Raw genomic sequence first — 23,265 nt, 5'->3', positions numbered from 1 at the left:
GTGATCCCGTACCCCATGATGAACATGAGGATGACGGTGCCGAGCCCGGCCATGGTGAGGCGAACGGGATCGCGGCGCAGCTCGAGCTGCTCCCGATCCGTGTAGCTCAGCATGCGGCGGACGTCGAAGAACCGTCGCCGGACGTCCCGGCGATCGGACACCACCGCGGGACTGCCGGGCGCGACCGGCTCCGGTGCGGACGCCGGCTCGTGCACCTCCGCCGCGGCGTCCTCGAGATAGGCGATGAACGCCCCTTCCAGGGTCTTCGCGGCCCGGTTCGCGGTCAACGCCGCCGGCGCGTCGCTCACCAGCACACGGCCGGCATGCATGAGGGAGATGCGATCGCAGCGCTCCGCCTCGTTCATGAAGTGCGTGGAGACGAAGATCGTGACCCCGTCGCGGCGCGACAGCTCCCCGAGAATGCGCCAGAAACCATCGCGCGCCACCGGGTCGACGCCCGAGGTCGGCTCGTCGAGAATCAGGAGCTCCGGCCCGTGGATCATCGCGACCGCCAGCTGGAGGCGTTGGCGCTGGCCGAGGGGGAGGGAGTCCGGCAGGGCGTCCATGATGTCCGCGAGCTCGAACCGTTGCGCCATCTCCTGGACGCGACCGTCGATCTTCTCGGCCGGCACGGAGAACAGCTGCGCATGGAGCAACAGGTTCTGCCGGACCGTCAGCTCGGTGTAGAGCGAGAAGCTCTGCGTCATGTAACCGACCCGACGGCGCGTCTCGATGTCGGTCGCATCCACGGGCTGGCCGAACAGCCAGGCATGCCCATCGCTCGCCGGCAGCAGGCCGGTGAGCATCTTCATCGTCGTCGTCTTGCCGCAGCCGTTCGAGCCGAGGAAGCCGAAGATCTCGCCGCGCGCGATGCGGAAGGTCACGTGGTCGACCGCGACGAAGTCGCCGAAGCGCATCGTGAGCCCGTCCGCCTCGATCGCTGCGGTCGCATCGGCGTCCTCCCCGCGCGGCAGAATGCAGACCGGCTCGTAGCCGCGGCGCTTCTCCTCCGGGAGGAGTGCGATGAACGCCTGCTCGAGGGACGTGGTCCCGGTGCGATCGAGGAGCTCCGAGCCCGTGCCGGTGGCGAGCACGTGCCCCGCATCCATGGCGACGAGCCAGTCGAACCGCGCGGCCTCCTCCATGTACGCCGTCGCGACCATGACGCTCATGCCGGGGCGCTCGGCGCGGATGCGGTCGATCAGCTCCCAGAACTGCCGGCGCGAGAGAGGGTCCACGCCGGTGGTGGGCTCGTCGAGGATCAGCAGATCCGGATCGTGGACGAGCGCGCAGCAGAGGCTGAGCTTCTGCTTCATCCCGCCCGACAGCTTCCCCGCCGGACGTTCGACGAAGCGCGCGAGGCCGGTGCTACGCGTGAGATCGGCGATTCGACGCTGGCGTTCCGCACGGTCGTGCCCGAACAGCCGACCGAAGAAGTCGATGTTCTCGGCCACCGACAGCGTCGGGTATAGGTTCTTGCCGAGCCCCTGCGGCATGTACGCGATGCGAGGGCCCACGGCCGCACGGTGGGTCGGATCGGCCATATCACCGCCGAGCGCGTGGACGGTGCCCGCCTGGATCCGCCGCGCGCCGGAGATAAGCGCGAGCATGCTCGACTTCCCGACCCCGTCCGGGCCGATGAGGCCGACCATGAGACCAGAGGGTACGTCGAGGCTCACCGCTTCGAGCGCGTGCGTCGCGCCGTAGCGAAGGCCGACTTCGCGCAGCGACGCGACCGGCGGTGCGGGTGGGCCGTCGGTCATTCGGAGGACTCGGGCAGCCGCACCTGGAGGTAGGACGGCCATTCGGCGTGCGGGTCGAGCCGCACATATGCCATGCCCGGGAGCCCCGTCTTCACCATGCGGACGTACTTCCGGAGCAGCTCGGGTGCGATGTGCGCCTTGATGCGGAACACGAGCTTCAGCCGCTCCTCGGCCGTCTCCACGGTCTTCGGCGTGAACTGCGCGACGTCGGCGACATACGTCGCGTGCGCCGGGATCACCCACTGCGGAGCCGCGTCGAGCACGAGTCGCACCTCGTCACCGAGCGTCACGCGGCCGGCAAACGCCGTCGGCATGAAGAAGGTCATGTAGACGTCCCCGAGGTCGACGAGGTTGAGCACGCGACCGCCGGCCGCGAGCACCTCGCCCGGCTCCGCCGGCCGGTACTGCACGCGACCGTCGCGCGGCGCGCGCAGCAGGCTGTCGTCGATGTCCGACTGGATGCGCTGGATGGTCGCGCGTGCGGCATCCAGCTCCGCCTTCGCGCCGATCACGTCGGACTGTGCCGTGGCGAACGCGGCGTCGGCCGCCGCCACCTGCGCCTGCGCGGCGCGGACGGCCGCCTCCGCGCCAAGGACGCGGGCGCGATCGTCGTCGAAGGTCTGCTCCGAGACGACACCGCGCGGGGCGAGCCGCTCCGAGCGCGCCAGGTGCCGCCGGGCGCCGTCGAGCTCCGCCTCGCGCTGCGCCGTGAGCGCTTCGGCGGCGGCCCGATCCGCCTCCGCCTGCCTCACCTTGCTGTTTGCGGTGTCGATGCTGCTTAGCGCGTGCTGCGCCTTCGCCTCGGCTTCCGTCCGCTGCGCCTGCAACGCGTCGGTATCCATGACGACGAGGACGTCTCCGGCCGTAACGAAGTCGCCCTCGTGCGCGCGGATCTCGCGTATCCGTGCCGCGATCTTCGGGGAGATGTCGATCTCCGTCGCCTCGATGCGACCGTTCGCGCTGGCGAAGCCCGGCGGCAAGCCCTTCGGTCGGAGCATCCACCACGCCAGTCCCGCGGCGAACGCGACGACAGCGACGAGGGAGATCCTGGCTGCCGGTCGTTTCACGAGGGCAGCGATCCTGGTTCTCGGGGTCCCGTCGGTGCGGCCCGATCCGTCCTTCGAATCGGGAGGCCTGGGGTCCTTCGGCGGAGCGGGTGCGATCCCGGGGTGCATCGCCGTCACGCGAGACGACGGTGGCTGGGCCTGCGGATCCGGCTCTTCGTGCGTGCTCATGACGGCAGTCCTCCCATCGCGGTGGCAGGCGTCCCGTTCGGCGCCCACTGTTCTACGTCCAAATCCCATCCGCCGCCGAGCGTGCGGTAGAGGAGCACGACGACCGTGAGCTGATCCCGCGTCGTGCGCGCGAGCGCGTTCTGGGCAGGGAAGAGCTGCTGTTGCGCTTCGAGCACCTCGAAGTACGTCGAGCTGCCCTGGGTGTAACGCTCGAGGGAGATGTTGACGGCGTCTTTGAGCGCGGCCACCTGCCGCTCCTGCTGCCCGCGGACGCCCTGGAGCTTCTGTTGCGAGACGAGCGAGTTCGATACTTCGGCGAACGCATTGATCACCGTCGCCTGGTACTGCTGCACCGTCTGCTCCCAGGCGGCTTTCGTGGAGCGGTAGCTCGACAGGAGCCGACCGCCCTGGAAGATCGGCCCCGCCAGCGATCCAGCGATCGCCCAGATGTTTCCGGTCCCCTTCACGATGTTCTCGATCTCCGAGCTCTGTCCACCGTAGAGCGTCGACAGGCCGAGACGTGGGAAGAAGTTGCCGACCGCGACCCCGACGTTGGCGTTGGCCGCGACGATGGACTCCTCCGCCTGAAGAATGTCCGGCCGGCGCTCGAGCAGCTGCGCTGGTAGCCCCACCGGCAGGTCCGGCGGCGTCGTCTGGGCCGCGAGCGGGGCACCGCGCGGAATCGGTCCCGGGTTGCGACCGAGGAGAACGCTCAGCTGGTTCTCCTTCGCGACGATCGCGCGCTCGACGTCCGGGATCGTCGCCGCGGCCTGAGCGAGCGCTGCGGCGCCGCGCGATACCTCGAGGCGCGTTCCCACGCCGCCCTCGTACTGGCGCGTGAACAGGTCGAGCGTCTTCCGGAACGTGTCGGTGCTGAGCCGCGCGATCTCGAGCTCGCGGTCGAGCTCCAGGAGCTCGAAGTACGCCTGCGCCACGTCACTCACGAGCGTCAGCAGGACGCCGCGCCGGAACGCCTGCGCGCCGAGGTAGTCCGCATGAGCCGACTCGGTCGCACGCCGGATGCGCCCCCAGATGTCGATCTCCCAGGCGAGGTTGAACTCGCCGAGAAAGGAATTGAAGGTGGTGTTCGGCAGCGGGAAGAGGAACTCCCGTTGCCGCGAGGCGTCGCCCTCGTAGCCGACGTGCGGGAACAGGTCCGCGCGTGCGACGCCGACCAGCTGGCGGTATTGCTCGATGCGGGCGATCGCAGTCTTGAGGTCGTAGTTCTGGCGGACCGCCTCGCCGACGAGCTCCTGTAGCACGGGATCCTGGAAGACCTCCCACCACGGGAGATCGGCGAGCGACGCCGCCTCCGAGGGGCCGATCTGGCCGCGCGTCACTTCGGGCGCGTCGATGGACGGGCGCTTGTAGTTCGGACCGACGGCACAACCGGCCATCACGATTGTTGCCAACACGCTCGCGACGAGCCGCGTCTCGACACCCCGCGACCTCGGAGCGCGGAACCCCATGCCGGTGGCTGCCGGCGCGAAGGCGACCAGGACCGGCATGGCGGTTCAGCTTCCCATGCCGGTGCCGAGGGTGCTGCTCACGCGCGGCTCGTTCGCGGCCGCTTCGATGTGCGCGATCGAGATCATGGCCTGTTCCCCTCGTAGACGACGGCGGCCTGGGTTGGCTTGTCATGAGGCGCCAATCCAACCGCGAGCTCTTGGGCGGTTGGCGTGCAATGACAAGACGGGCTCGTGGCAATTGCCTACGAAGCGCCATGATTTCGGCGTGCAGGAGAGCCGAATGACCCGGCGCGGTTGGCGACCTGTCGGCCGGTCACGGCGCTCGTCGTCCCGCCCGTGATGGACAAGCTCAAGGACGGTGGCGAACGCGGCCGTCGCGGTGACGTGAACGGTCAAAGTCCCCGCCAGGCTCGGATGCCTGGCCTCGCCCGCGTCTGGAATCGCGTCGATTCCGCCCGGCGTGCCCTCGACGTCCGGCGCCACGGGAAGCCTGCTCTGTTGCAAATGAAGTGCCCGAAGCCGTTTGCGGGCTGGTGCCCCGCCGTCGTGTCCGGCGGAGCGTGCGACTGCCTCCGCATCCCGTGAGCATGGATCGCGGATCGGACGTTGCCCGTCCGGCGTCGCCGGGTTCCACCGAGCGACACGCGACGGCGGGGGCCGATGCCGACGTCCTGTCCCCGGCGATCTTCGCTGCGCTGCTACAACAAAACTGGGAGAACGTCCGGAGCATCAAGAACCAACGCATCTCGTTCCTGAACAGCTTCGCGCTGATCGGTGCCGGTACACAGACGCTGGCCCTCAGCATTCGCGGAGAGCTAGTGCTCGAAATCGGGCTGAACCTATTCATGTGCGCTCTCGCGGTCATGGGGTTGCTGATCAGCCTGCGCCTCAAGGCGGAGCTTGAGGAGTGCCTGGATAAGCTCCACACGCTGGTCGTCCAGGCGCACGTGGAACACCTGATGGCGCTCGAGCTGCCCGAGGGCGAGCTGTCGCGCTACCCGAAGTTCCGGTGGATGTTCCCGGTGTTCTACGCCCTGGCGATCCTCCTCTTCGTCGGACTGCTCGCGCAGCGCGTAACCGGGCTGGTGAGCGGACCATGAACATGCCGCGCGTGCTGGACGCGATCGGAAAGGATGGGATCATGAAGGTCTCGACGACAGTCCGTGGGCGCGGAAACCGGTCGCGCTACGATTGCAGGATCTCTCCACATACAACATGACGATCAGCATGGGGTTGGTGGACACGGGACCCGATACTGGTCCTTGCGGGACGGCTCGACGTGGATAAGTTCGTGAGGCACCACTTCAAGCTCGGCGACATGCTGGCCGCGTACGACGCGTTCGGCCGTGCCGCGAGGACGAAGGCGCTGAATGTCGTCATCGAGCGCCAGCCAAGGAAGGAGCAACGCATGAAGGGAACGACGGTTCGCATCACGGCGTCGAGCGGCATACGGGTCGCGCTCGCGATCGGGCTGATTGCCAGTCTCGCTCACCCCGTCCGGGCGGCGGACGAGTTCGAACAGATCCACGCAGCGGCCGGGCGTCAATGGTACGAGAAGTATTGTACGCCCTGTCACGGCATGGCTGGGGCACCCGGCTCGGCCGTGTACGCGGACACCAAGAAGCCGGTCGACCTCCGGGACTACGTGCAGCGCAACGGTGGAAAGTTTCCGGCCGCGCGCTGGATCAGCGTCGTGACGACCGAGAACCCGTCGCTCGTCCATACCGACGTGTGGCACAAGATCCGGGACTCCCAGGGTACTGCGAACTCCTCGGACGTGGCCGGGCGAGCCGTCGTGGCGTCGATCGCTAGCTACGTCCGCTCGATCCAGAAATGACGGCGATACCTGAGGTAGGCGACTGCCTCCAACCGTGTATTGGCATGAAATGACAAGATTCGACGCGGCACGAGCTGTATCCTAATCCCGACTTAGGTCCGGAACAGCACCGTCAAAAACGCACGAGCGGACTCGCCACGAAACTGGCGACGAGAAAGGCCAGGCAACGATGCCGAATCGACGTACGAAGGTGTCACGGGCGGCTCACGACGGTCGGCTCGAGGTCCAGAAGGGCGTCCACCAGCTGGCACGATCCGTCGAACAGATCGAGATCTCGCTACGCCGCGCGGAGCGGAAGATCGAAGCGGACGCGCGCAATCGGGTTCGCAAGCTTCGCAACGAAGCGAGAGCGCAACTCGCCACGCTACGCGGACACAAGCGCGAGGCGAGTCGCATCATAAAGCGGCTAGGAACGGCTGCGGACAGCTCGTGGGGCGACCTCAAGCGGGCGGCCGACCGTGCGCTGAGCGATGCGCGTAAGGTCGCCGATTCGATGATCGAACGCTTCCGGCGCGCGGTCTCCAAATGAACGGGCGAAAGCGATAGCTGCGACGGGCGGCCCCGATCGGAATCCTGCCGCCGTCCGCACCCGGAACCGCCCTGTGACCGTGTCGCCGGGCCGGACCTTTCCGCTAGGCGCGAGCGTCGTGGACGGCGGCGTCAACTTCTGTGTGTTTTCACGCGACGCCGACGCGGTCGAACTGCTGCTCTTCGATGCCGCGGACGCCCACGAGCCGGCCCGCCTGATCCCGCTCGACGCACGGGCACACCGAACCTACCACTACTGGCACGCGTTCGTCCCCGGCCTCCGCTCCGGACAGGTCTACGCGTACCGCGCCGTCGGCCCATTCGACCCGGCCCGCGGGCTCCGCTTCGATCCCGCGAAGGTCCTCCTCGACCCCTACGGGCGTGCCGTCGTCGTCCCTGACGGGTACGATCGCTTCGCGGCGAGCCGTCCGGGTGACAACACCCAAGTCGCCATGCGGAGCGTGGTGGTGGATCCCGACGCCTACGACTGGCAGGGCGACACCCCGCTCCGCCGTCCCTTCACCACCACGGTGATCTACGAGATGCACGTCGCGGGCTTCACACGGCATCCGAGCTCGGGCGTGTCGCCGCGAACGCGCGGGACGTACGCCGGCGTGATCGAGAAGATTCCCTATCTCAGAGACCTCGGGATCACGGCGGTCGAACTGCTGCCCGTGTTCCAGTTCGACCGTCAGGACTGCCCACCGGGTCTGGTCAACTATTGGGGCTATTCCCCGGTCTCCTTCTTCGCGCCCCATGCCGCTTACAGTTCGCGTCGCGACCCGCTGGGTCCGGTCGATGAGTTCCGGGATCTGGTCAAGGCGCTGCACCGCGCGGGCATCGAAGTGATCCTGGACGTCGTGTACAACCACACCGCGGAAGGGAACCACGACGGACCCACGCTGTCGTTTCGCGGCCTCGACAACGACACGTACTACCTCCTCGAAGCGAACCGCGCGCGCTACGCGGACTACACCGGAACCGGCAACACGCTGAACGCGAACGACGCGGTGGTACGCCGCCTGATCGTCGACAGCCTGCGGTACTGGGTCGCTTCCATGCACGTCGACGGCTTCCGCTTCGACCTGGCCTCCGTGCTGTCGCGCGACGAGTCTGGCCACCCGCTCCAACGGCCCCCGATCCTGTGGGACATCGAGTCGGATCCGATCCTGGCCGGGACCAAGCTGATCGCCGAGGCGTGGGATGCCGCCGGGCTCTACCAGGTAGGGAGCTTCGCCGGCGATGCCTGGCAGGAATGGAACGGAAAGTTCCGGGACGACGTCCGTCGATTCGTGAAGTCCGACAACGATACCGTGCTCGCCTTCGGCTACCGCTGCTTCGGCAGCCCGGACCTCTACGTGCTGGACGAGCGGGGGCCGGAGCAGAGCGTCAATTTCGTCACGTCGCACGACGGGTTCACGCTGAACGACCTGGTCAGCTACAACGCCAAGCACAACGAGGCGAACGGAGAGGGTGGCCGTGATGGATCCGACGTGAACCTGAGCTGGAACTGCGGGGTGGAAGGGCCGACGACCGATCCCGAGATCGAGCGGCTGCGCCACCGCCAGGTGAAGAACTTCCTGGCCACCACGCTGCTGTCGTTGGGCATGCCGATGTTGCTCATGGGCGACGAGGTGCGGCGGACCCAGAGCGGGAACAACAACGCCTACTGCCAGGACAACGAGATAAGCTGGTTCGACTGGACGCTTCTCGACCGACACCGTGATCTCCACCGCTTCGTGAAGACGCTGGTCGGCCAGCGCGTGATGCTCGGCGAGACGTTCGGCGTCGAGGGCGTGAGGACCCTGAACGAGTTGTTGCGCGAGGCGGACATTCAACCGCACGGTGTCAGGTTGAACAAGCCGGATCTGAGCCGCGAGTCGCACAGCCTCGCGGTGACCGTGCGGGGCAGAGGGCCCGCAGCCCTGTTCCACGTGATCTTCAACGCCTATTGGGAACCGCTGACCTTCGAGCTCCCGAGACTGACGCCCGGAGTGCACGAGTCCTGGCGGCGGTGGATCGACACGTATCGAGATGCGCCGGATGACATCTATGACGGGCTCTGGCCCTCGGTGGAGGGCCAGAACTATACGGCGCAACCACGTTCGCTCGTGGTGCTGTTCGCCTTGCGCGCAGACGGCGTGCCCGCATCCCGTTCGACGAGATGATCGGCGAGTTCAAGCCGCTGACCGGGAACCTACCGGGAACCCTCCCGATTGTGCGCAACGACCCGCGGCCGTCGAAGGTGAAAGAACCCTTTGTGTTCTAGGGACTCCGAGGAGAGCCGCATCAGGAATTTGCCGGCTCTTGCTCGTCGGAGTGCCCTGGCGTACTGCCACCAAAACTGCCACCGGAATCGAGCCGCCACGTCGGGCCAGCGCTTCCGAACGTGCTCGCTGGAGCGGCGCGGCCCTCGGATTGACCGCGACGAGCCGACACTCCCCATGTACTGCCCCTTGGGATGTGTAGTGTTTGACGCTACAATTCCGGACGGCGGAGTTCGGCAGCAACATGGCGGAGATCATCTTCGACTGGGATCAATGGAACTTACAGAAGAACGAGGAGAAGCATGGCGTGTCTCGCCTGGAAGCGGAGAGCGCCTTCTACGATCGACACGTGCGCCTCTTCGAAGACCTCCGGCACTCCAGTCCGCGCGAAGGGCGATACGTCCTCTACGGGCGAAGCCTGGAGGCACGCGTCCTGATGGTCGGCTTCACCCACCGAGGGGGAAGGGTCCGGGTCATCACGGCGCGGCCTGCGTCCAGAAAGGAGCGGCAAATCTATGAAGCGAAAGCCTAGAGCCGCGAAGCGGCGGCGAGTCGAGATCAAGGACTACGACACGCAAGACACGTCAGGCATGATCGACGCGACGAAGCCCCTGACGCTGAAGCAGCTCGGGATCGAGCTGCCGCGCGTGCCTCCCACCCAGGTGGTGTCGATCCGACTGCCTTCCACGCTGCTCAACCAGTTGAAGGCCTACGCCTCGGCGCGCGACGTCCCGTACCAAGCGCTCATCAAGCTGCTCCTGGCCGAATCCCTTCAGCGCCGCCGCGCCGCTTGAACCCAACGGTCGGTACGGCGACCCGGGCCGTAGGCACGACAACCCTGGGAAGCTAACGGAACCGACTGTTATCCGCTGGCCGAAGAGTCGGCCGCACTGGCGGGGTTGACGCAGGCGGCGGTGCTAGGACGAGCGGTGGTCGCGGGCGCACCGGGCGCGGATTGTTTCGGGTCGGCGCAGATCCGGACGCCCGCATTCACGTCACGGGAGAGGCGCGGCGGAAGCGCGGGCCGTTCTACCTCGACGTCGTGATAGCTGACCGAATAGCGGTGGGCCGCGGCGGGAGCCTGCGCGGACGACGCCGATATGGCGACCGCGCCCAACAGGCTCGTATTCGCGAGGGTCGCCCAGAGAGCTCCCGCGGCCAGAGGAGAGCGTCGGGATCGGTTCGTCGCATTGCGGTTCATTGGTTGCCTCCCGGTTGAAGAGTCGTTCCGTCGCGAGCGAGGCGAAGTGAGTCGGTCCGGGCGTCGACCGGCACCGCTAGCGGCACCGAACGCGAGCCATCTTGCTTCCACTCGTCGATCGCCGATTGCGCACGACCGCGGGTCGGCAGACGCGAGTCTCGACTATGGCAACCGTCACAGAGTTTCGCTAAGGACGTCGAATCCTCGAAACGCCCGACACGCCAGTAGATCAGCTCGGCCGCGCGAAAAACCATGCGCCATGCGCGTCGGAGGTGAGGTGCGCAACTTGTTGGTAAGCCCGTGACGCCGACGCAACCGGGCTTGCCATTGGAAATCGTCGGGGCGGCTGAAGAAGATTTCGCCTCTGACGCAATGCGGAAGGCATCGCGCCGCCTGCTGCCGTTCTTGTTCGTCCTGTACGTCGCGGCGTTCCTGGACCGCGTCAACGTCGGCTTTGCACAGCTCCAAATGAAGCAGGCTCTCGGGTTCGGAGATGCGGTCTACGGACTCGGCACGGGGATCTTCTTCATTGGGTACTTCCTCTTCGAAGTACCGAGCAATCTCCTTCTCGCGCGCATGGGCGCCCGGGTCTGGATCGCGAGGATCATGATCACATGGGGAGTCATCTCCGCCGCGATGGCGCTCGTGCGGACTCCGACGAGTTTCTACGCGCTGCGATTCCTGCTGGGCGTCGCCGAAGCGGGTTTCTTCCCTGGGATCATCTACTACCTGGGCGGTTGGTTTCCCGCCGAGCGGCGTGCATTCGCGGTCTCCCGGTTCATGACCGCGATCCCGATTGCGGGAATCGTCGGAGGTCCACTCTCCGGCGCGCTCTTCATGCTCGACGGGGCCGGTGGCGTTGCCGGCTGGCAGTGGATTTTTCTCGGCGAGGGGCTGCCGTCGGTCGTGCTCGGAATCGTCGTCCTCTGCACCCTGCCGAATCGGCCGGAGGATGCACGGTGGTTGTCACCCGCGGAGCGGGAATGTCTCGCGGGCCGCATCCGTGCCGAAGCGGCTCGAGTGTCGACATGCGGACACACGACCGTTCGGCAGGCGCTTCTCCACCCGATGGTGTGGAGGCTCAGCTTCCTGTTGTTCCCGATGCTCGTCGGCCTCTACACGATCAGCTTCTGGCTGCCGCAGCTCGTGCAAGGATTCACAGGTCTCGGCAACGTCGAGGTGGCGGTGATCTCCGCGATTCCGTACGTGACGGCTGCCGCTACGATGGTGGTGGTCGGTTCGCATTCGGATCGCACCGGAGAGCGCTGTCTGCACATCGCCGTAGCGATCGCGGTGGGAGCGGCCGGGATGGCATTCAGCGCCTACGCGCGTTCACCGGTCTCGGGCGTCCTCGCGTTGTCGCTGGCAGCCGCGGGCATCCTGAGCGGCAACCCGATCGCGTGGGCGCTGCCGACGACATTTCTGAGCGGCACCGCGGCGGCAGGCGCGATCGGCCTCATCAACTCGATTGCGAATCTCGGCGGGTTCATCGGGCCCTACCTGATAGGGAGCGTGCACGAGGAAACCGGTAGCTTCGCGGCCGGCCTCCTGATCGTGGCGGCGCTGATGATGTGCACGTCGGTACAGGCCCTGGCCCTGCACCGATCGCCGCTGAACCGGTACGGATGAGCATCGGCGTCGATTTCGTACCGTGTCCGCCGCAAATGCCCGGCACGACAATCCGTCGCCGTGCTCTCAGCGCTCCTGCGTTCTGGACCAGGCAGCGACCTGGTTCTGTCCGACGAAGACGGTAGAGGTCGCCGCGCCTTCTTCTCGCATGCGCTCTACCAAGGTGTCGACGCCGACTGTGGCGGCCGTCGTCAGGCCTAGGCGCTCCATCTCGGGAAGCAGCGTCGCGACGAGGTCCGCCACCAGGCGCAGGACATCGGAGCCGTCTGCACCTCCAATGAGCGCCTCGAGCCGCATTCGGGGCTGCGGCAGCCCTGCGGCGACGAACGCCGCGTGCAGCTTCATGCCCATCCGGGTCTCTGTGCCGTTCCGGCTGAGCGTCTCGACGCCCCATCGGCAGCAGCGTTCGAAGGTCGGCGCCGGCGGGAATGACCCGAGACCGCCCCAGTCGATCTCGTGGAACACGACGACGCCGCCGGGCCGCACGTGACGCGCCACCTTCCGAAGCATCGCCGCCGGATCGGGCTGGAACTGCAGGACGTAGCGACCGAGGACAGCGTCGAACGGCCGCTCGAAGGACAGATCGGCGGGATCGCCCTCGCGGAAGGTCACGTTTCCCAGCGAGCGCTCGGCAGCGCGCACCCTGGCCGTCTCGAGCGCCGCGGGCACCCGATCGACGCCGACGACCTCACCCTCCTTCCCGACCATGCTCGCGGCGAGGAACGCGACGTCACCGGCACCGCTGCCGATGTCGAGCACGCGCATCCCGGGGGCGATCCCGGCTTCGGCGAAGAATCGTCGCGTAATCGGATCGATGAGCCGGGCCTGCACCTTGAGGCGCTCGATCTCCCGCTCCGAATGGCCGAAGACGTATGGTTGTGGGTTGCCATCGCGCATCGGTCACCTCGCCGATCGATCCTCCCTCGGCTCGTCATTCCCGGTCAAGGTGAACGCAGAGATGCTCGGCGGCGGTCGGCGTCAGCCCGAAGCAACGAGCCCGCCGAGCGCAACATGGGCGTGGTCTCGGGTTCAGTTCAATGGGAAGAACCGAGGGGCTCCACCTCGAAAAGCGGTCGCGTTCGAGCAGCGCTCGGAGCGGCGGTCATCGGCCGACACGCAGAGCCCCACGACGATCGACGTCATCTGCGTCGACTGGTGCGGTCCTGGGCGCCACGCTTCCCGACCCGCGCACGGCATCGACGCGGCCAACGCGCCGCGCCGCCCGGCGGCTCGCGGCCATCGTCCGGAAGATGGATGCCCTCTACCTCGCGCTCGCCGAGCAGCGCGGCGTGGTCGATGCGGCACTCGAGTTCCTGCCGCCCGGCCCGCTATCGCGAGGATCTCGTCGAGTGGCAGCGCATGATGTTCTGCCGCCGTCCCTTGAACCTGCCGATCGACTTCGGCAATTGACGCGACATGAAGATCTACAACGCGGTCGGCTACTCGATCGTTGCGCTGTATGCCCTCGCCTGCATGGCTTACGCGCCGCCGCACATCGGAGCGCTCGGCGGCCTGGTGGTCGGCGCGGTCTACTTCTTGGTCTGCTGGTTCATGGGCGGCCTGTACCTCTCGTCGGTGATCCACATGGGCATCGCGCATCGCGCGCTCGACTACCAGGAGTGGATCATCGCGCGACTTCATCGCTCGGCTGCCACCAGAGCTGCCGCCGATCGGGATCGTATCGGCGGCCCGGCGCCGCGCGCGCCCGTGCCGGTTCAACCGACGCAACGGCCCGAGATCGCGTTGGGGGCCGGGCCACCCCGGTGATGTCGAGCCGGGGGGAGTTCGCCGCTTCGGCCGCCGGAACGGGGCTCAAGCTGTGGCCCGGCAGACCTCGACGATCAGCCGCGCGAAATTCGCCGGGTCGTCTTCCTGCAGGAAGTGCCCGCCATGGAGCGTGGTGTGCGGCTGGCCGCGGGCACCCGGCACGCGCTCGCGGAACGCGAGGTCCAGACCGCGGGTGATGGGGTCGCCGTCGCTGAAGCAGCAGATGAACGGCTGGGTCCAGCGCTCGAAGACGCCCCACGCGCGTTCGTTGTCGGCGCTGCCCTCGGGGCTGTAGCTCGACACCGGCACCAGCGACGGGTAGACGCGCGCCGCGGCCTTGTATTCTGCGCTCGGGAAAGGCGCGTCGTACGCGGCGCGCTCGGGCGCCGTGAGCCAGCGTCGCGTCCCGCCCTGCACGATCCAACCGATCGGAAACACCGGACTCCAACGCGAGAACGCGCGCCAGACGTGGAAGGCGCCGGAGATGCGCGTGTGCTCGGTCGGCAAGCCGCCGTTGCCCAGCAGGATGCGCGCGAAGCGTTCGGGGCTCTCGGCCGCCAGGCGAAGACCGATCAGCGAGCCCCAGTCCTGGCACACCAGCGTGATGTCGCGCAGGTCCAGCGCCTCGATCCAGTCGCGGATCCAGGCCACCTGCCCAGCATAGCTATAGTCCTCGCGCGCGGCTGGCTTGTCGGATTTGCCGAAGCCGATCAGATCCGGCGCCAGCGCGCGCAGACCCGCGCCGGCGACGGGGGGAATCATGTGGCGGTACAGGTACGACCACGTCGGCTCGCCATGCAGCATCAGCACTGGCGGTGCCTCCCGCGGGCCCTCGTCGACATAGTGCAGGCGCAGCTCGGGCGTGATCGGATAGTAGTGTGGTGCGAACCCGTAGTCGGGCAGGTTCGCGAAGCGCGATTCGGGAGTGCGCAGGATCCTCACGTGCGGCTCACGACTGCGTGAGTGATCGGTTGAAGATCGGCTGACGCTTCTGGAGGAATGCGCCGATACCCGCGCGCTGATCGGGGGTGTCCCAGGTCGCGTGGACCGCCCGGCGCTCGTCCCGGAGCGATTCGGCGAGCGTCTTGGTTTCGCTGCCGACGATCAGGAGGGACTCACGCGAGTGGCGGTGCGGCGTCATGCGGCGGGTCCCTGGTAGACCTCGAAGAAGCGCGCGATCATGTCCTGCGGCAGCGACAGATTGGCGTCGCGGTCGCTCTTGATGCAGACCACGCTCGGACCGGCGTGCGAGCGGGCCTCATCGAGGGCAGGACGGAGGTAGTCGAGCTCGTCGACGTAGGCGGCCCGACAGCCGAGCCCCTCGGCGACCTTGTCCCAGCGGACGGTGCCCATGGCGGTGCCGAAAGTCTTGCCGTAGAGCATGCGCTCGTTCGGCTCCTCCATCGTCCACGAGCCCTCGGCGAACACGATGGTCGTGAGCGCGAGGTTCTCGCGCGCCGCGCTCTGCATCTCCATGAAATGGAAGCCGGCGGCGCCGTCGCCGGTCACGCAGACGACCTTACGATCGGGCGCGCCGAGCTTGGCGCCGATCGCCGACGGGATGCCGGTACCGAGCATGCCGAGCTCGAGGATGCTGTGGTACGAGCGCGGCCCGGTCGGTGGGAGGCAGTTGTGGGCCCAGAGCGACGTGTTGCCGCCGTCGGTCACGTAGACGGCGTCGCGGCCGAACACCTCGCCGATGATCTGCATCGCATGGGCGGGATGGATGCCGGGCCCCGACCAGGCCGCGACGGCGGCGAACGCCGCGTCACGCCAGCGTGCCTCTACTTCGCGGTAGCGGGCGAGGTCTCGGGCATCGCCCGCCGTCGCCCCGAGCGCGCGAAGCGCGTCGGTGAGACCCGGTGCGGCAGTCGCGAGGTCGGCGACGATCGCCATCGCGAGCGGGCGGGTGACGCCGATGTTGCGTGGATCCGCATCGATCTGCACGACCTTCTGGCGTGCCGGATCACCCCAGTACTTGTCGTAGGGGAGATCCAGATTGCCGAGCCGCGATCCCAGCACGAGCACGACGTCGGCCTCCTGGCGCGCGAGATCGGCGCCGGGGCCATAGCCGTGGAGCCGGCTCGGGTGGTCTATGGGGAAGCTCGAGCGTCCCGCCATCGTGGTGATGACCGGGCAGCGCAGGAGGTCGACGATCTCGCGGAGCGCGCCGTTGGCGCCGGCCCGATCGACGCCGGATCCGGCGACGATAACTGGACGCCGCGCCGCGGAGAGCAGTCTCGCGGCGGCCCGCAGCTCCGCATCGGAAGCCTGCGGCAATGCCGCGCGCGAGCGCGCCGGGGGTACGATGCGCACGCCCGCCGGATCGCCGAGCGCGTACATGACGGGAGCCGGGACCTCGAGGTGCACCGGACCCGGACGCCCGCACCACATCTCGCGAAACGCGAGCGCCGTCACCTCCGGGATGCGGCCCCACTCGAAGATCGGCCCGCCCCACTTGACGGTCGGACGGAAGACGTCGAGCTGGTCCTGTCCCTGAAAGGTCGACGGGGGCGACGGGTAGACGATGCCGAGGCGGTGCTGCGCCGTGATCACGACGACCGGCACGCCCTCGTGGCGCGCCGTGATCACGCCCGGCAGTAGGTTCGCCGAGCCCGGACCGGGATTGCCGAGCACGGCGGCGACCTGGCCGGTCGTCTTGTAGAGTCCTTCGGCCATGTGCACGGCCGCCGCCTCGTGACGGATCGGGACCAGCCTGAGGCCATGGGGCTCGAGGCTCGCGAGAAGCGGATCCACCTCGGGACAGGGAAGGCCGAACATGAATCGTATGCCTTCGTTCGCGAGGCAGCGAGCGAGGAGCTCTCCACCGGTGATGTCACTCATGACGCCATTCTCCTCTATCGCGACCGGCCGCGCATCGACCGTTCCATTGCAACCCCGCCTGCGGGAAGGGTATGGCTCGCCAACGACCGGTCATTTGGTGACACCTGCCGATCTGGACCGACAGACTGCCGATGACGAACGCGTACTTTCTGCTCGCGCTTCGCGAGTTCGGCACGACGCCCGGGGCCGAGGCGGCGATTCTCGACGGCATCGAGCCGACGGCGCTCACCATGGGTGGCGAGATCACCATCGGCGAGCAACTTCGACAGGTCCGGAACATCAATCGCCACGAGTCCCCGGGCTGGGGACTACGCCTCGGCGACCGCTTCGACGCCACGACCCACGGTCCGGTCGGGTTCGCGGCCGTCAGCGCCCCGACATGAGATTGATACTTCAACATCGGCTCGGATGACTTGGTCTGCAGTTCACTCAGACTGAAATCGCTGTTCTCGACGTAGAGTGCGAGGGGCTCGAGCGCCCACGGCGTAAGCAGACGATAGGGATTCGCGCGCCGTGACGGGGAGAACACCACCATGACAACTGCGACGACGAGCTGTCCGCCAGCCCGAAGCAGCCCCGCATATGCGGCAAGCAGCACGACCGGGACAACGAGGAATGCATAGACCACCCCCGTATCCTTGGTCAGCTTGTACCATTCGCTGTTCAAGACTGCCTTGAGCGCATCCGGCTCGATTCGAAGTTCTGGGATCGTTGCCCCGCAGACGCCGAACACCACGCCAGCTAAGACAACGTGGGCGATCACGTGCGCTTGGCTCTTGGTCCACGTGTCCTGCACGCTGCCGTAGAGAGCTTGGACGTCGGACAAGGTGCTCATGAGGGATCAGGAAGGCGGTTTTGCGGAGACCACTTGCATTTCGGGTGCGCGGCGCCCGCAATGAGACAATACGACGTGATGGTCACGCGCCGCACTGGTACACTCGCGCGCGCCGGATGGGCAAGGGCTTTCCACGCTACCTGTTGCTGCGCGTGCTGCGTGCGCTCGCGACCGTGTGGGGCGTGATCACGCTGGTGTTCTTGCTGGTGCATTTGATTCCGGGGGATCCGATCGATGCGATCCTCGGCGACCGGGCCGCGCCGGGGGATCGCGCCGCGCTGCGGCGTGCACTGCGGCTCGATCAGCCGCTCAGCGCGCAATACGCCGCGTTCATGGGCGACGTGGCCGACGGCAGCCTCGGCCGTTCCTTCCGCATGCGCGAGCGCAGCGTCGCCGCGCGAGCCGGGGGCTGAGGGGGAAGGGTAGGGGCGCAGCGTCCGATAGGGAGGCTTATGTCGCTGTTCCCAGGCTTATGGCGACTACGGCCCGGCGGCCGTGGCGACGAGCGCCAACCCCGCGAGCACCGACAGGCCCTGTCGCATGCCCGGTGATAGCATCCGGGAAGCGCGGCGGCACGGTCTTGGCCGTCGATCAACTGCTCGGGCGGGTCACTGACACACGTGGGGCCCGACGGTGAAGCTCACCTGCGTGATCACGTCCTTGCCGGGCGGGCAGTTGAACTGGCAGAAGAGCATGTTCGGCGCCTCGACCGCCCCGTCGATCTGGCAGAAGCCGCCGCACGTGAGCCGCTTCCCGTAGCTGAGCGTGCCGTGCAGGACCGGCACGAACCCGGACTCGGTGTCCTGCCGCGCATGGATCGCTCCCGCCTTGCCGTTGCAGATCGTCTTCCACTTCGTGCAGACGAGGCGAGCGTCGACCGTGCCCTCGCCGGCGTGGTAGCGTTTGAGCCGCACCTTCGCCTGCGCCTCGTTCGCGAAGTTGTACGCGTAGCCGCAGAGCCCGGCCGCATCGGCCGACGCCGCCGCCACGCCGATCGCCAAGGCCACCGCCAGCAATCGAGCCATCATGACGTTCCCCCTGCCGGAATCCGGCGGGACGGTTATCCCGGTCCCGTCGGGGGGCCGTAGGCGCGACAAGTCTCGAACGTTGACAGAGCGTCCCAATATCAGACGCTGACCCGACGCCTTCCCCTCCTCCCCCGGCTTACGCGGGGCATACAACGCCCGATCCGTTCCTGTCCAGCCCGATGTTTGTCCTCCGGCCCGCCTCCGAGACCAATCGGGAGCGGCTACCCGCACGAGACCTGCAGTGCCTGATGGGCCGATCGTCTCGGCCGAAACCCGTACGAGCACTCCAGAAACTCCGTCTCGTACACGGCCTCCGCCACCATCGTGACGGCGCGCTGCAAAATCTTATCCTCGACGGTGGGAATCCCGATCGGGCGACGCTCGGAGCCATCACCCTTCGGAATGTGGACCCGTCGGACCGGCGGCGCCCGGTAGGTCCCGGACTTCGCTCGATCCAGGAGGCTCTGAAGATTCCCCTCCAGGTCCGAGGCGTAGTCGTCGGCGGTCTGCCGATCGACACCCACGGCCCCGTCCTTGCGCGTACGCCGATGCGCCTCGCGCAAGAACGCGATGTCGATGAACTGCGCGAGGGTCCCGAGTGCCACTCCGGGCATCTCCCTCGCTCGTGTCGCCATCCGATGGAGTTGCGTGGAGATGGGCTCGGAAGTCGGCGCCTCCGTCATCTGTCCCTCCATCGGGTCCATGTTCCGGCATCCCCTTCCCTCCACGGGGTCCGCTCGGGTGCGTTCCCCCGCTTCCTCGGTACTACGGAATGCTCCGACGCCTGTTCGCCCGTCCCGCCGCGCTTCGTTCCCTTCACGCGACCGTACCGCGCCTGCACTCGGACTTCGCTCCTCGGAGCCGCGAGTGCGCGGCCTCCGGGCCTGGGCTGTTCGATCGGGCGCCCATCCCGACTCGATGACGCGGAGACGATCAGGCCTCCCAGGTTCCTGGAGAACCCTTGTGCGTACATGCCCCGCTCTTCGACCCCGGCGAGCTCGTCACGCCTGGCCCTTCACGACGTGTCGACACGGCCTTCCGTCCTTCCTAACGACGTCGGCGCTCGCACCGTCTTATCTCTCGAGGCTCCATCACGCGGCCAGCACACTCCCCTGTGTACGCTTCGCAGGGCGGATCGCTCCGCCACCACGCAACACGCGGTTCCGGGCTGGTGGCCAGCCTCTACCGGGCGGGCTTCCTCCCGCTGGGTTCCATCAGAAGGTTTCCGAGATGCGTTCCCCTCTCCGTCTACATCTCTTCCTCCTCCTCCAGGCTTCGCCTGGCGCACTAGGCACGACAACCCTGGGAAGGTAACGGAACCGACTCTCATCCGCTGGCCGAAGAGTCGGCCGCACTGGCGGGGTCACGACCGGTCCTGCATCCTGTCGCGCTCGCCATGCACGGGCCTCACCACGCCTCGGCAAACGGGCGCACCTCCACATTGAACGACCATGCAGAGCGTTCCTGGTGAACGATGTGCCATACCTCCTCCGCGATCGAGGACGGCTGAATGAAGAACGCGTCTCCCGCCGGCTTGGAAACCATCGCCCGGGTCCATTCGAGATCGATGACGGCATCGATCACGACGTAGGCGACGTGCACGCCCTTCGGTCCAATCTCCCGGGCGATCGCTTCGGCGAGAATCCTTTGTGCCGCCTTGGTCGGAGCAAAGCCCGCGAATTTCGCCTTGCCGCGAAGCGCCGACGTGTTCCCTGTGACGATGATGGCTCCTTCTCCCGCCTCGATCATCGCAGGCGCCAGTCGCCGGGCTAGATGGAGAAGCGCCATCGTGTTGACCTGGAAGTTCCGATTCAGCACTTCGGGGTCGATCTCGAGGAACGTGGCGAAAGCACCACCCACGGCGTTGTGGATGAGAACCTTTGGCGCGCCGAGGTCAGCGCGCACTCTCTCGATCGTGGCGTCGAGTTGCGCTTCGTCGGTCACGTCGCAGGTATAGCCGCGCGAGTGCTCGATCTCGCTTTCCAACGAATCCAGCCTCTCTCGGCTCCGGGCGAGCATCGCGACCGAGTAGCCGCCGCGGGCGAAACGGCGGGCCATCGCCGCTCCGGTGCCTGGACCTACGCCGCTGATCAACGCGACGGGAAGACTCTCCCTCATTGGTAACTCCTTTTGTGGGTGGCATCCCGTAGACCTCGCAGTCGCGGACGCCGAACTGCTGGTCGGCACGGGATTGATCATCCGGCCGGAACGAGGAGGGTGGTAGCGGTGGCGACGAGCTTGGACGCGCCGTCGCGCACCGCGTGGAGTTCCCCACTGGTGAAGATCTGCTTGCGGCCCGGCTTCACGACCCGTCCAATGGCCACGAACTCATCCCCCACCGCTGGGGCGAGGCAGTTCACCGAGAACTGCGAGGCGAGCACCGACCATCCCGCGATCGTCGCCGCCGCGAACCCGCATGCCGTGTCCAGCAAGGCGGCGATCATGCCGGAGTGGAGGAACCCGGAGTACTGCCCCATGTCCTCGGGCCGCCACGCCATTCGCAGCTCGCACTCACCCTCGACCACCCGGACCACCTCGAACCGGGCCCACCGGTTGAACGACGCCGTTGCGCTGCCTTCCCGTAACCTCTCCAGCATGTGCGACCTCCGCAAGGAACCTCTTCATCCGCCGATGTAGCTCATCTCGATCTTGCCGTTGCCCGCGCTGCCGCCGGCACGCAGCTCCGAGTATCGATCGTCACGTACGCCCCACACCGCGCGGATCATCGCGGCGAGGTCGTCGTCCGCGGCGCCGCCCCGGATCGGCGCGCGGAAATCCGTGCCGTGCGTCGCGAAGAGACAGGTGTAGAGCTGCCCTTCGGCCGACAACCGCGCGCGCGTACAGCCGCTACAGAAGGCCTGCGTCACTGACGAGATGAACCCGACCTCGCCGCCACCGTCGGTGTACCGCCATCGTTCCGCCACCTCGCCCGAATACTCCGCGTCGATCGGCTCGATCGGCAGCTCTGCGGCGATGCGCGCCGCGACCGTCCGCGATGGCACCACTTGGTCGAGCTTCCAGCCGTTGGTGGCGCCGACGTCCATGTACTCTATGAATCGCAAGATGTGACCCTCGGCCTTCATGAACCGCGCCATCGGCAACACGCTGTCCTCGTTCACGCCGCGCTGGACCACCATGTTGACCTTGATCGGGGCGAGGCCGGCGGCGACCGCCGACTCGATCCCTTCGAGCACCTTCGCCACCGGAAAGCTCACGTCGTTCATCCGCGCGAAGACCCCGTCATCGAGCGAATCGAGGCTGACGGTCACGCGCCGCAATCCGGCCGCACGCAGATCGCGCGCCTTGTCCTTTAGCAGGGAGCCGTTGGTGGTGAGCGTCAGATCGAGATCGTCCCAGTACGCCAGCATCTCGATGAGGCGCTCGAGACGTCGGCGCAGGAGCGGCTCGCCGCCGGTGAGGCGCACTTTCTGCACCCCCCTGGTCCCGAAAGAGCCGCACCAACCGATGGATCTCGCCGAACGACAACAATTCGGCGCGTTCGAGATACTGGAAGCGCTCCCCGAAGACTTCCTTCGGCATGCAATAGCGGCACCGGAAGTTGCAACGGTCGGTCACCGACACCCGTAGGTCGCGCAGCGCGCGGCCCCGGAGGTCGCGTACCTCCCTTCGGCTCATTGCTTGCGGAACCGGGATGGCGCGTCCGGGCCGAAGGTCTGCTCAGGATGCAGCGCGCGGGCCCTCGCGAGGAGCTGCTCCTCGGCCTCGACGTCCTTCGGGTTCGGAACGCAGCAGTCGACCGGGCAGACAGCGGCGCACTGTTCCTGATCGAAGAATCCGACGCACTCGGTGCACTTCTCGGGGACGATGTAATACACGTCCTCGCGGAGCGCGGCGTGGCTTTGGCCCCCGGACTCGTACGCAACGCCGCCCTCGTAGATGGCGGTGTTCGGGCACTCGGGCTCGCAAGCGCCACAGTTGATGCATTCCTCGGTGATCATCGTCGACATGGGTTTCTCCGGAAGAACGATTCAGTGATTCAGTGGCTCGAGCTCTACGCCTGGAGCCGCCACGTCGCCGCTTCAGACCCTTGAGCCCGGTGGAGAACGCGCGTGCGAACCGCGCGGAGGATCCAGACAACCGCGGCGGTCATCGCCGCCCCTACCGCACAGCACGCCATCCCATCGTTCCCTTACTCAATCGGACACAGCCGAAACTCGGTGCGCCCGTCCAGATCGACCATCACTCTCGCATGTCCCGCGGCATCGGCGAGCACCTCCGCCGCGACGCTCCCTTCACACCGGTAGCGGGAGCCGGGTCGGAGTTGCGAGAGCCCCAGGCTCTGCCGACCCTGGCGGTCGCCTGGATAGAGGACGGCCTCGAGGGCTCGCCCGTCGCTCACCGCCCGAGCGACCAAGACCTGCGGATACTCGACATCGTCGAGCAGCGGACCGCTTCGGAAGCGCTCCGGCATGCCAACGGCCACGAGGTCGTGCATGGCGTTGGGTCGCCCGGCACGGGCGTTGAAGGCCAAGACGTGGCCCATGACGGAGACGCCAGGATGATGTCGCACACCGCCCGAGGTGACGACCGGATGGTCAGCGTCGAAACGCTGCCGCAGAGTGTGGGCGATGGGCGAGTCACCCATTTCGGCAGCGGTGGCCATCACCGAGGCGAGCGTCGTCGCGTTCGATCGACGGTAGTTTCCGGTGTCGATCAAATCTCCTCCGCGCGTTTCGAGCTGCACGCCACCGTCCGTGAGCTCGAGGAGGTCGTGCCGCACGATCTCCCAGGATCGACGCGCAATCGCGGGAAGCAGCGGGTGCATGTAGAACGCGGTCCCTGCGTCCGTGACGACGGACGTGAGTGCGGAAATGGTGAGGCCCGTCCCGGCTGAACGGATC

Annotated in this window: 22 protein-coding genes and 1 pseudogene; 9 read left to right on the top strand and 14 right to left on the bottom strand. The window is 67.2% G+C overall.

Features of this window, described 5'->3' with window-relative positions; translation table 11 throughout:
- From VMS22_02220 to VMS22_02210, 3 genes are all read right to left on the bottom strand, one after another.
- The coding region (locus VMS22_02220; GenBank protein ID HXJ32827.1) for an ATP-binding cassette domain-containing protein at positions 1-1,763 on the bottom strand (1,763 nt) is incomplete at its 3' end.
- The gene (locus VMS22_02215; protein HXJ32826.1) at positions 1,760-2,761 is read right to left on the bottom strand and encodes an HlyD family efflux transporter periplasmic adaptor subunit; all 1,002 of its coding nucleotides are present in this window, start codon (positions 2,759-2,761) and stop codon (positions 1,760-1,762) included. The genes VMS22_02215 and VMS22_02220, both read right to left, overlap by 4 nt.
- 233 nt (positions 2,762-2,994) lie before the next feature.
- Positions 2,995-4,506, bottom strand: coding sequence for an efflux transporter outer membrane subunit (locus VMS22_02210; GenBank protein HXJ32825.1), 1,512 nt, complete (start codon positions 4,504-4,506; stop codon positions 2,995-2,997).
- Between the two features lie 548 nt (positions 4,507-5,054).
- On the opposite strand from VMS22_02210, the gene VMS22_02205 reads away from it, so the two are divergent.
- The 6 genes from VMS22_02205 (at position 5,055) to VMS22_02180 (ending at position 11,929) form a co-directional block, all read left to right on the top strand.
- Positions 5,055-5,567, top strand: coding sequence for a hypothetical protein (locus VMS22_02205; GenBank protein ID HXJ32824.1), 513 nt, complete (start codon positions 5,055-5,057; stop codon positions 5,565-5,567).
- 179 nt (positions 5,568-5,746) lie between these two features.
- Positions 5,747-6,304, top strand: coding sequence for a hypothetical protein (locus tag VMS22_02200; GenBank protein HXJ32823.1), 558 nt, complete (start codon positions 5,747-5,749; stop codon positions 6,302-6,304).
- 602 nt (positions 6,305-6,906) lie between these two features.
- The gene (gene glgX, locus VMS22_02195; GenBank protein ID HXJ32822.1) at positions 6,907-9,000 is read left to right on the top strand and encodes a glycogen debranching protein GlgX; all 2,094 of its coding nucleotides are present in this window, start codon (positions 6,907-6,909) and stop codon (positions 8,998-9,000) included.
- A 343-nt stretch (positions 9,001-9,343) separates the two neighbouring features.
- The gene (locus VMS22_02190; protein HXJ32821.1) at positions 9,344-9,631 is read left to right on the top strand and encodes a BrnT family toxin; all 288 of its coding nucleotides are present in this window, start codon (positions 9,344-9,346) and stop codon (positions 9,629-9,631) included.
- Positions 9,615-9,893 carry a CopG family antitoxin gene (locus VMS22_02185; GenBank protein ID HXJ32820.1) on the top strand — a complete coding sequence of 93 codons (279 nt, stop codon included), beginning with the start codon at positions 9,615-9,617 and terminating at the stop codon, positions 9,891-9,893. The genes VMS22_02190 and VMS22_02185 overlap by 17 nt, the downstream gene beginning before the upstream one ends.
- Positions 9,894-10,600: 707 nt before the next feature.
- Positions 10,601-11,929 (top strand): MFS transporter, encoded by a 1,329-nt coding sequence (locus VMS22_02180; protein HXJ32819.1) that lies wholly within the window; start codon positions 10,601-10,603, stop codon positions 11,927-11,929.
- A 66-nt stretch (positions 11,930-11,995) separates the two neighbouring features.
- Here the strand turns inward: VMS22_02180 and VMS22_02175 are convergent, their stop codons facing one another.
- Positions 11,996-12,826 carry a class I SAM-dependent methyltransferase gene (locus VMS22_02175; protein HXJ32818.1) on the bottom strand — a complete coding sequence of 277 codons (831 nt, stop codon included), beginning with the start codon at positions 12,824-12,826 and terminating at the stop codon, positions 11,996-11,998.
- Between the two features lie 519 nt (positions 12,827-13,345).
- Here VMS22_02175 and VMS22_02170 point away from each other — a divergent pair.
- A complete protein-coding gene (locus tag VMS22_02170; protein ID HXJ32817.1) occupies positions 13,346-13,696 on the top strand; it encodes a hypothetical protein in 351 nt (116 codons plus the stop codon).
- Between the two features lie 45 nt (positions 13,697-13,741).
- On the opposite strand, the gene VMS22_02165 is transcribed toward VMS22_02170, so the two are convergent.
- Genes VMS22_02165 through VMS22_02155 form a run of 3 tightly spaced genes read right to left on the bottom strand, consistent with a single transcriptional unit; the run spans position 13,742 to position 16,540 of the window.
- On the bottom strand, positions 13,742-14,638 hold the full coding sequence (locus VMS22_02165; GenBank protein ID HXJ32816.1) for a haloalkane dehalogenase: 897 nt from the start codon (positions 14,636-14,638) through the stop codon (positions 13,742-13,744).
- 7 nt (positions 14,639-14,645) lie between these two features.
- A complete protein-coding gene (locus tag VMS22_02160; GenBank protein HXJ32815.1) occupies positions 14,646-14,837 on the bottom strand; it encodes a hypothetical protein in 192 nt (63 codons plus the stop codon).
- Entirely contained in the window at positions 14,834-16,540 is a 1,707-nt protein-coding gene (locus VMS22_02155) for a thiamine pyrophosphate-binding protein (protein HXJ32814.1), read from the bottom strand. Before VMS22_02155 ends, VMS22_02160 begins: the two co-directional genes overlap by 4 nt.
- 131 nt (positions 16,541-16,671) lie before the next feature.
- Here VMS22_02155 and VMS22_02150 point away from each other — a divergent pair, with 131 nt between their 5' ends.
- Both VMS22_02150 and VMS22_02145 read left to right on the top strand, forming a co-directional pair.
- On the top strand, positions 16,672-16,923 hold the full coding sequence (locus VMS22_02150; GenBank protein HXJ32813.1) for a hypothetical protein: 252 nt from the start codon (positions 16,672-16,674) through the stop codon (positions 16,921-16,923).
- Positions 16,924-17,491: 568 nt separating this feature from the next.
- The gene (locus tag VMS22_02145; GenBank protein HXJ32812.1) at positions 17,492-17,788 is read left to right on the top strand and encodes a hypothetical protein; all 297 of its coding nucleotides are present in this window, start codon (positions 17,492-17,494) and stop codon (positions 17,786-17,788) included.
- A 195-nt stretch (positions 17,789-17,983) separates the two neighbouring features.
- Here the strand turns inward: VMS22_02145 and VMS22_02140 are convergent, their stop codons facing one another.
- The 7 genes and pseudogenes from VMS22_02140 to VMS22_02110 all read right to left on the bottom strand — a co-directional run bounded on the left by VMS22_02140 (position 17,984) and on the right by VMS22_02110 (position 23,264).
- Positions 17,984-18,400, bottom strand: coding sequence for a hypothetical protein (locus tag VMS22_02140; protein HXJ32811.1), 417 nt, complete (start codon positions 18,398-18,400; stop codon positions 17,984-17,986).
- Positions 18,401-18,624: 224 nt separating this feature from the next.
- Positions 18,625-19,008: a hypothetical protein gene (locus VMS22_02135; protein ID HXJ32810.1), complete on the bottom strand. Its 384-nt coding sequence runs from the start codon at positions 19,006-19,008 to the stop codon at positions 18,625-18,627.
- 802 nt (positions 19,009-19,810) lie between these two features.
- Positions 19,811-20,521, bottom strand: a complete 711-nt coding sequence (locus VMS22_02130) for an SDR family NAD(P)-dependent oxidoreductase (GenBank protein ID HXJ32809.1) — start codon at positions 20,519-20,521, stop codon at positions 19,811-19,813.
- A 77-nt stretch (positions 20,522-20,598) separates the two neighbouring features.
- A complete protein-coding gene (locus VMS22_02125; GenBank protein ID HXJ32808.1) occupies positions 20,599-21,000 on the bottom strand; it encodes a PaaI family thioesterase in 402 nt (133 codons plus the stop codon).
- Positions 21,001-21,024: 24 nt separating this feature from the next.
- A pseudogene (gene moaA / locus VMS22_02120) lies at positions 21,025-22,039 on the bottom strand (GTP 3',8-cyclase MoaA).
- Positions 22,036-22,371 carry a YfhL family 4Fe-4S dicluster ferredoxin gene (locus tag VMS22_02115; GenBank protein ID HXJ32807.1) on the bottom strand — a complete coding sequence of 112 codons (336 nt, stop codon included), beginning with the start codon at positions 22,369-22,371 and terminating at the stop codon, positions 22,036-22,038. The pseudogene moaA and the gene VMS22_02115 overlap by 4 nt, the downstream one beginning before the upstream one ends.
- A gap of 182 nt (positions 22,372-22,553) precedes the next feature.
- Entirely contained in the window at positions 22,554-23,264 is a 711-nt protein-coding gene (locus VMS22_02110; GenBank protein HXJ32806.1) for a hypothetical protein, read from the bottom strand.
- Between the last annotated feature and the right edge of the window lies 1 nt (position 23,265).

This window comes from Candidatus Eisenbacteria bacterium (assembly GCA_035577985.1).
GTDB lineage: Bacteria > Desulfobacterota > Binatia > DP-6 > DP-6 > DATJZY01.
The sequence above is the reverse complement of the archived record's forward strand: the minus strand, read 5'-3'. Positions and strand labels throughout refer to the sequence as shown.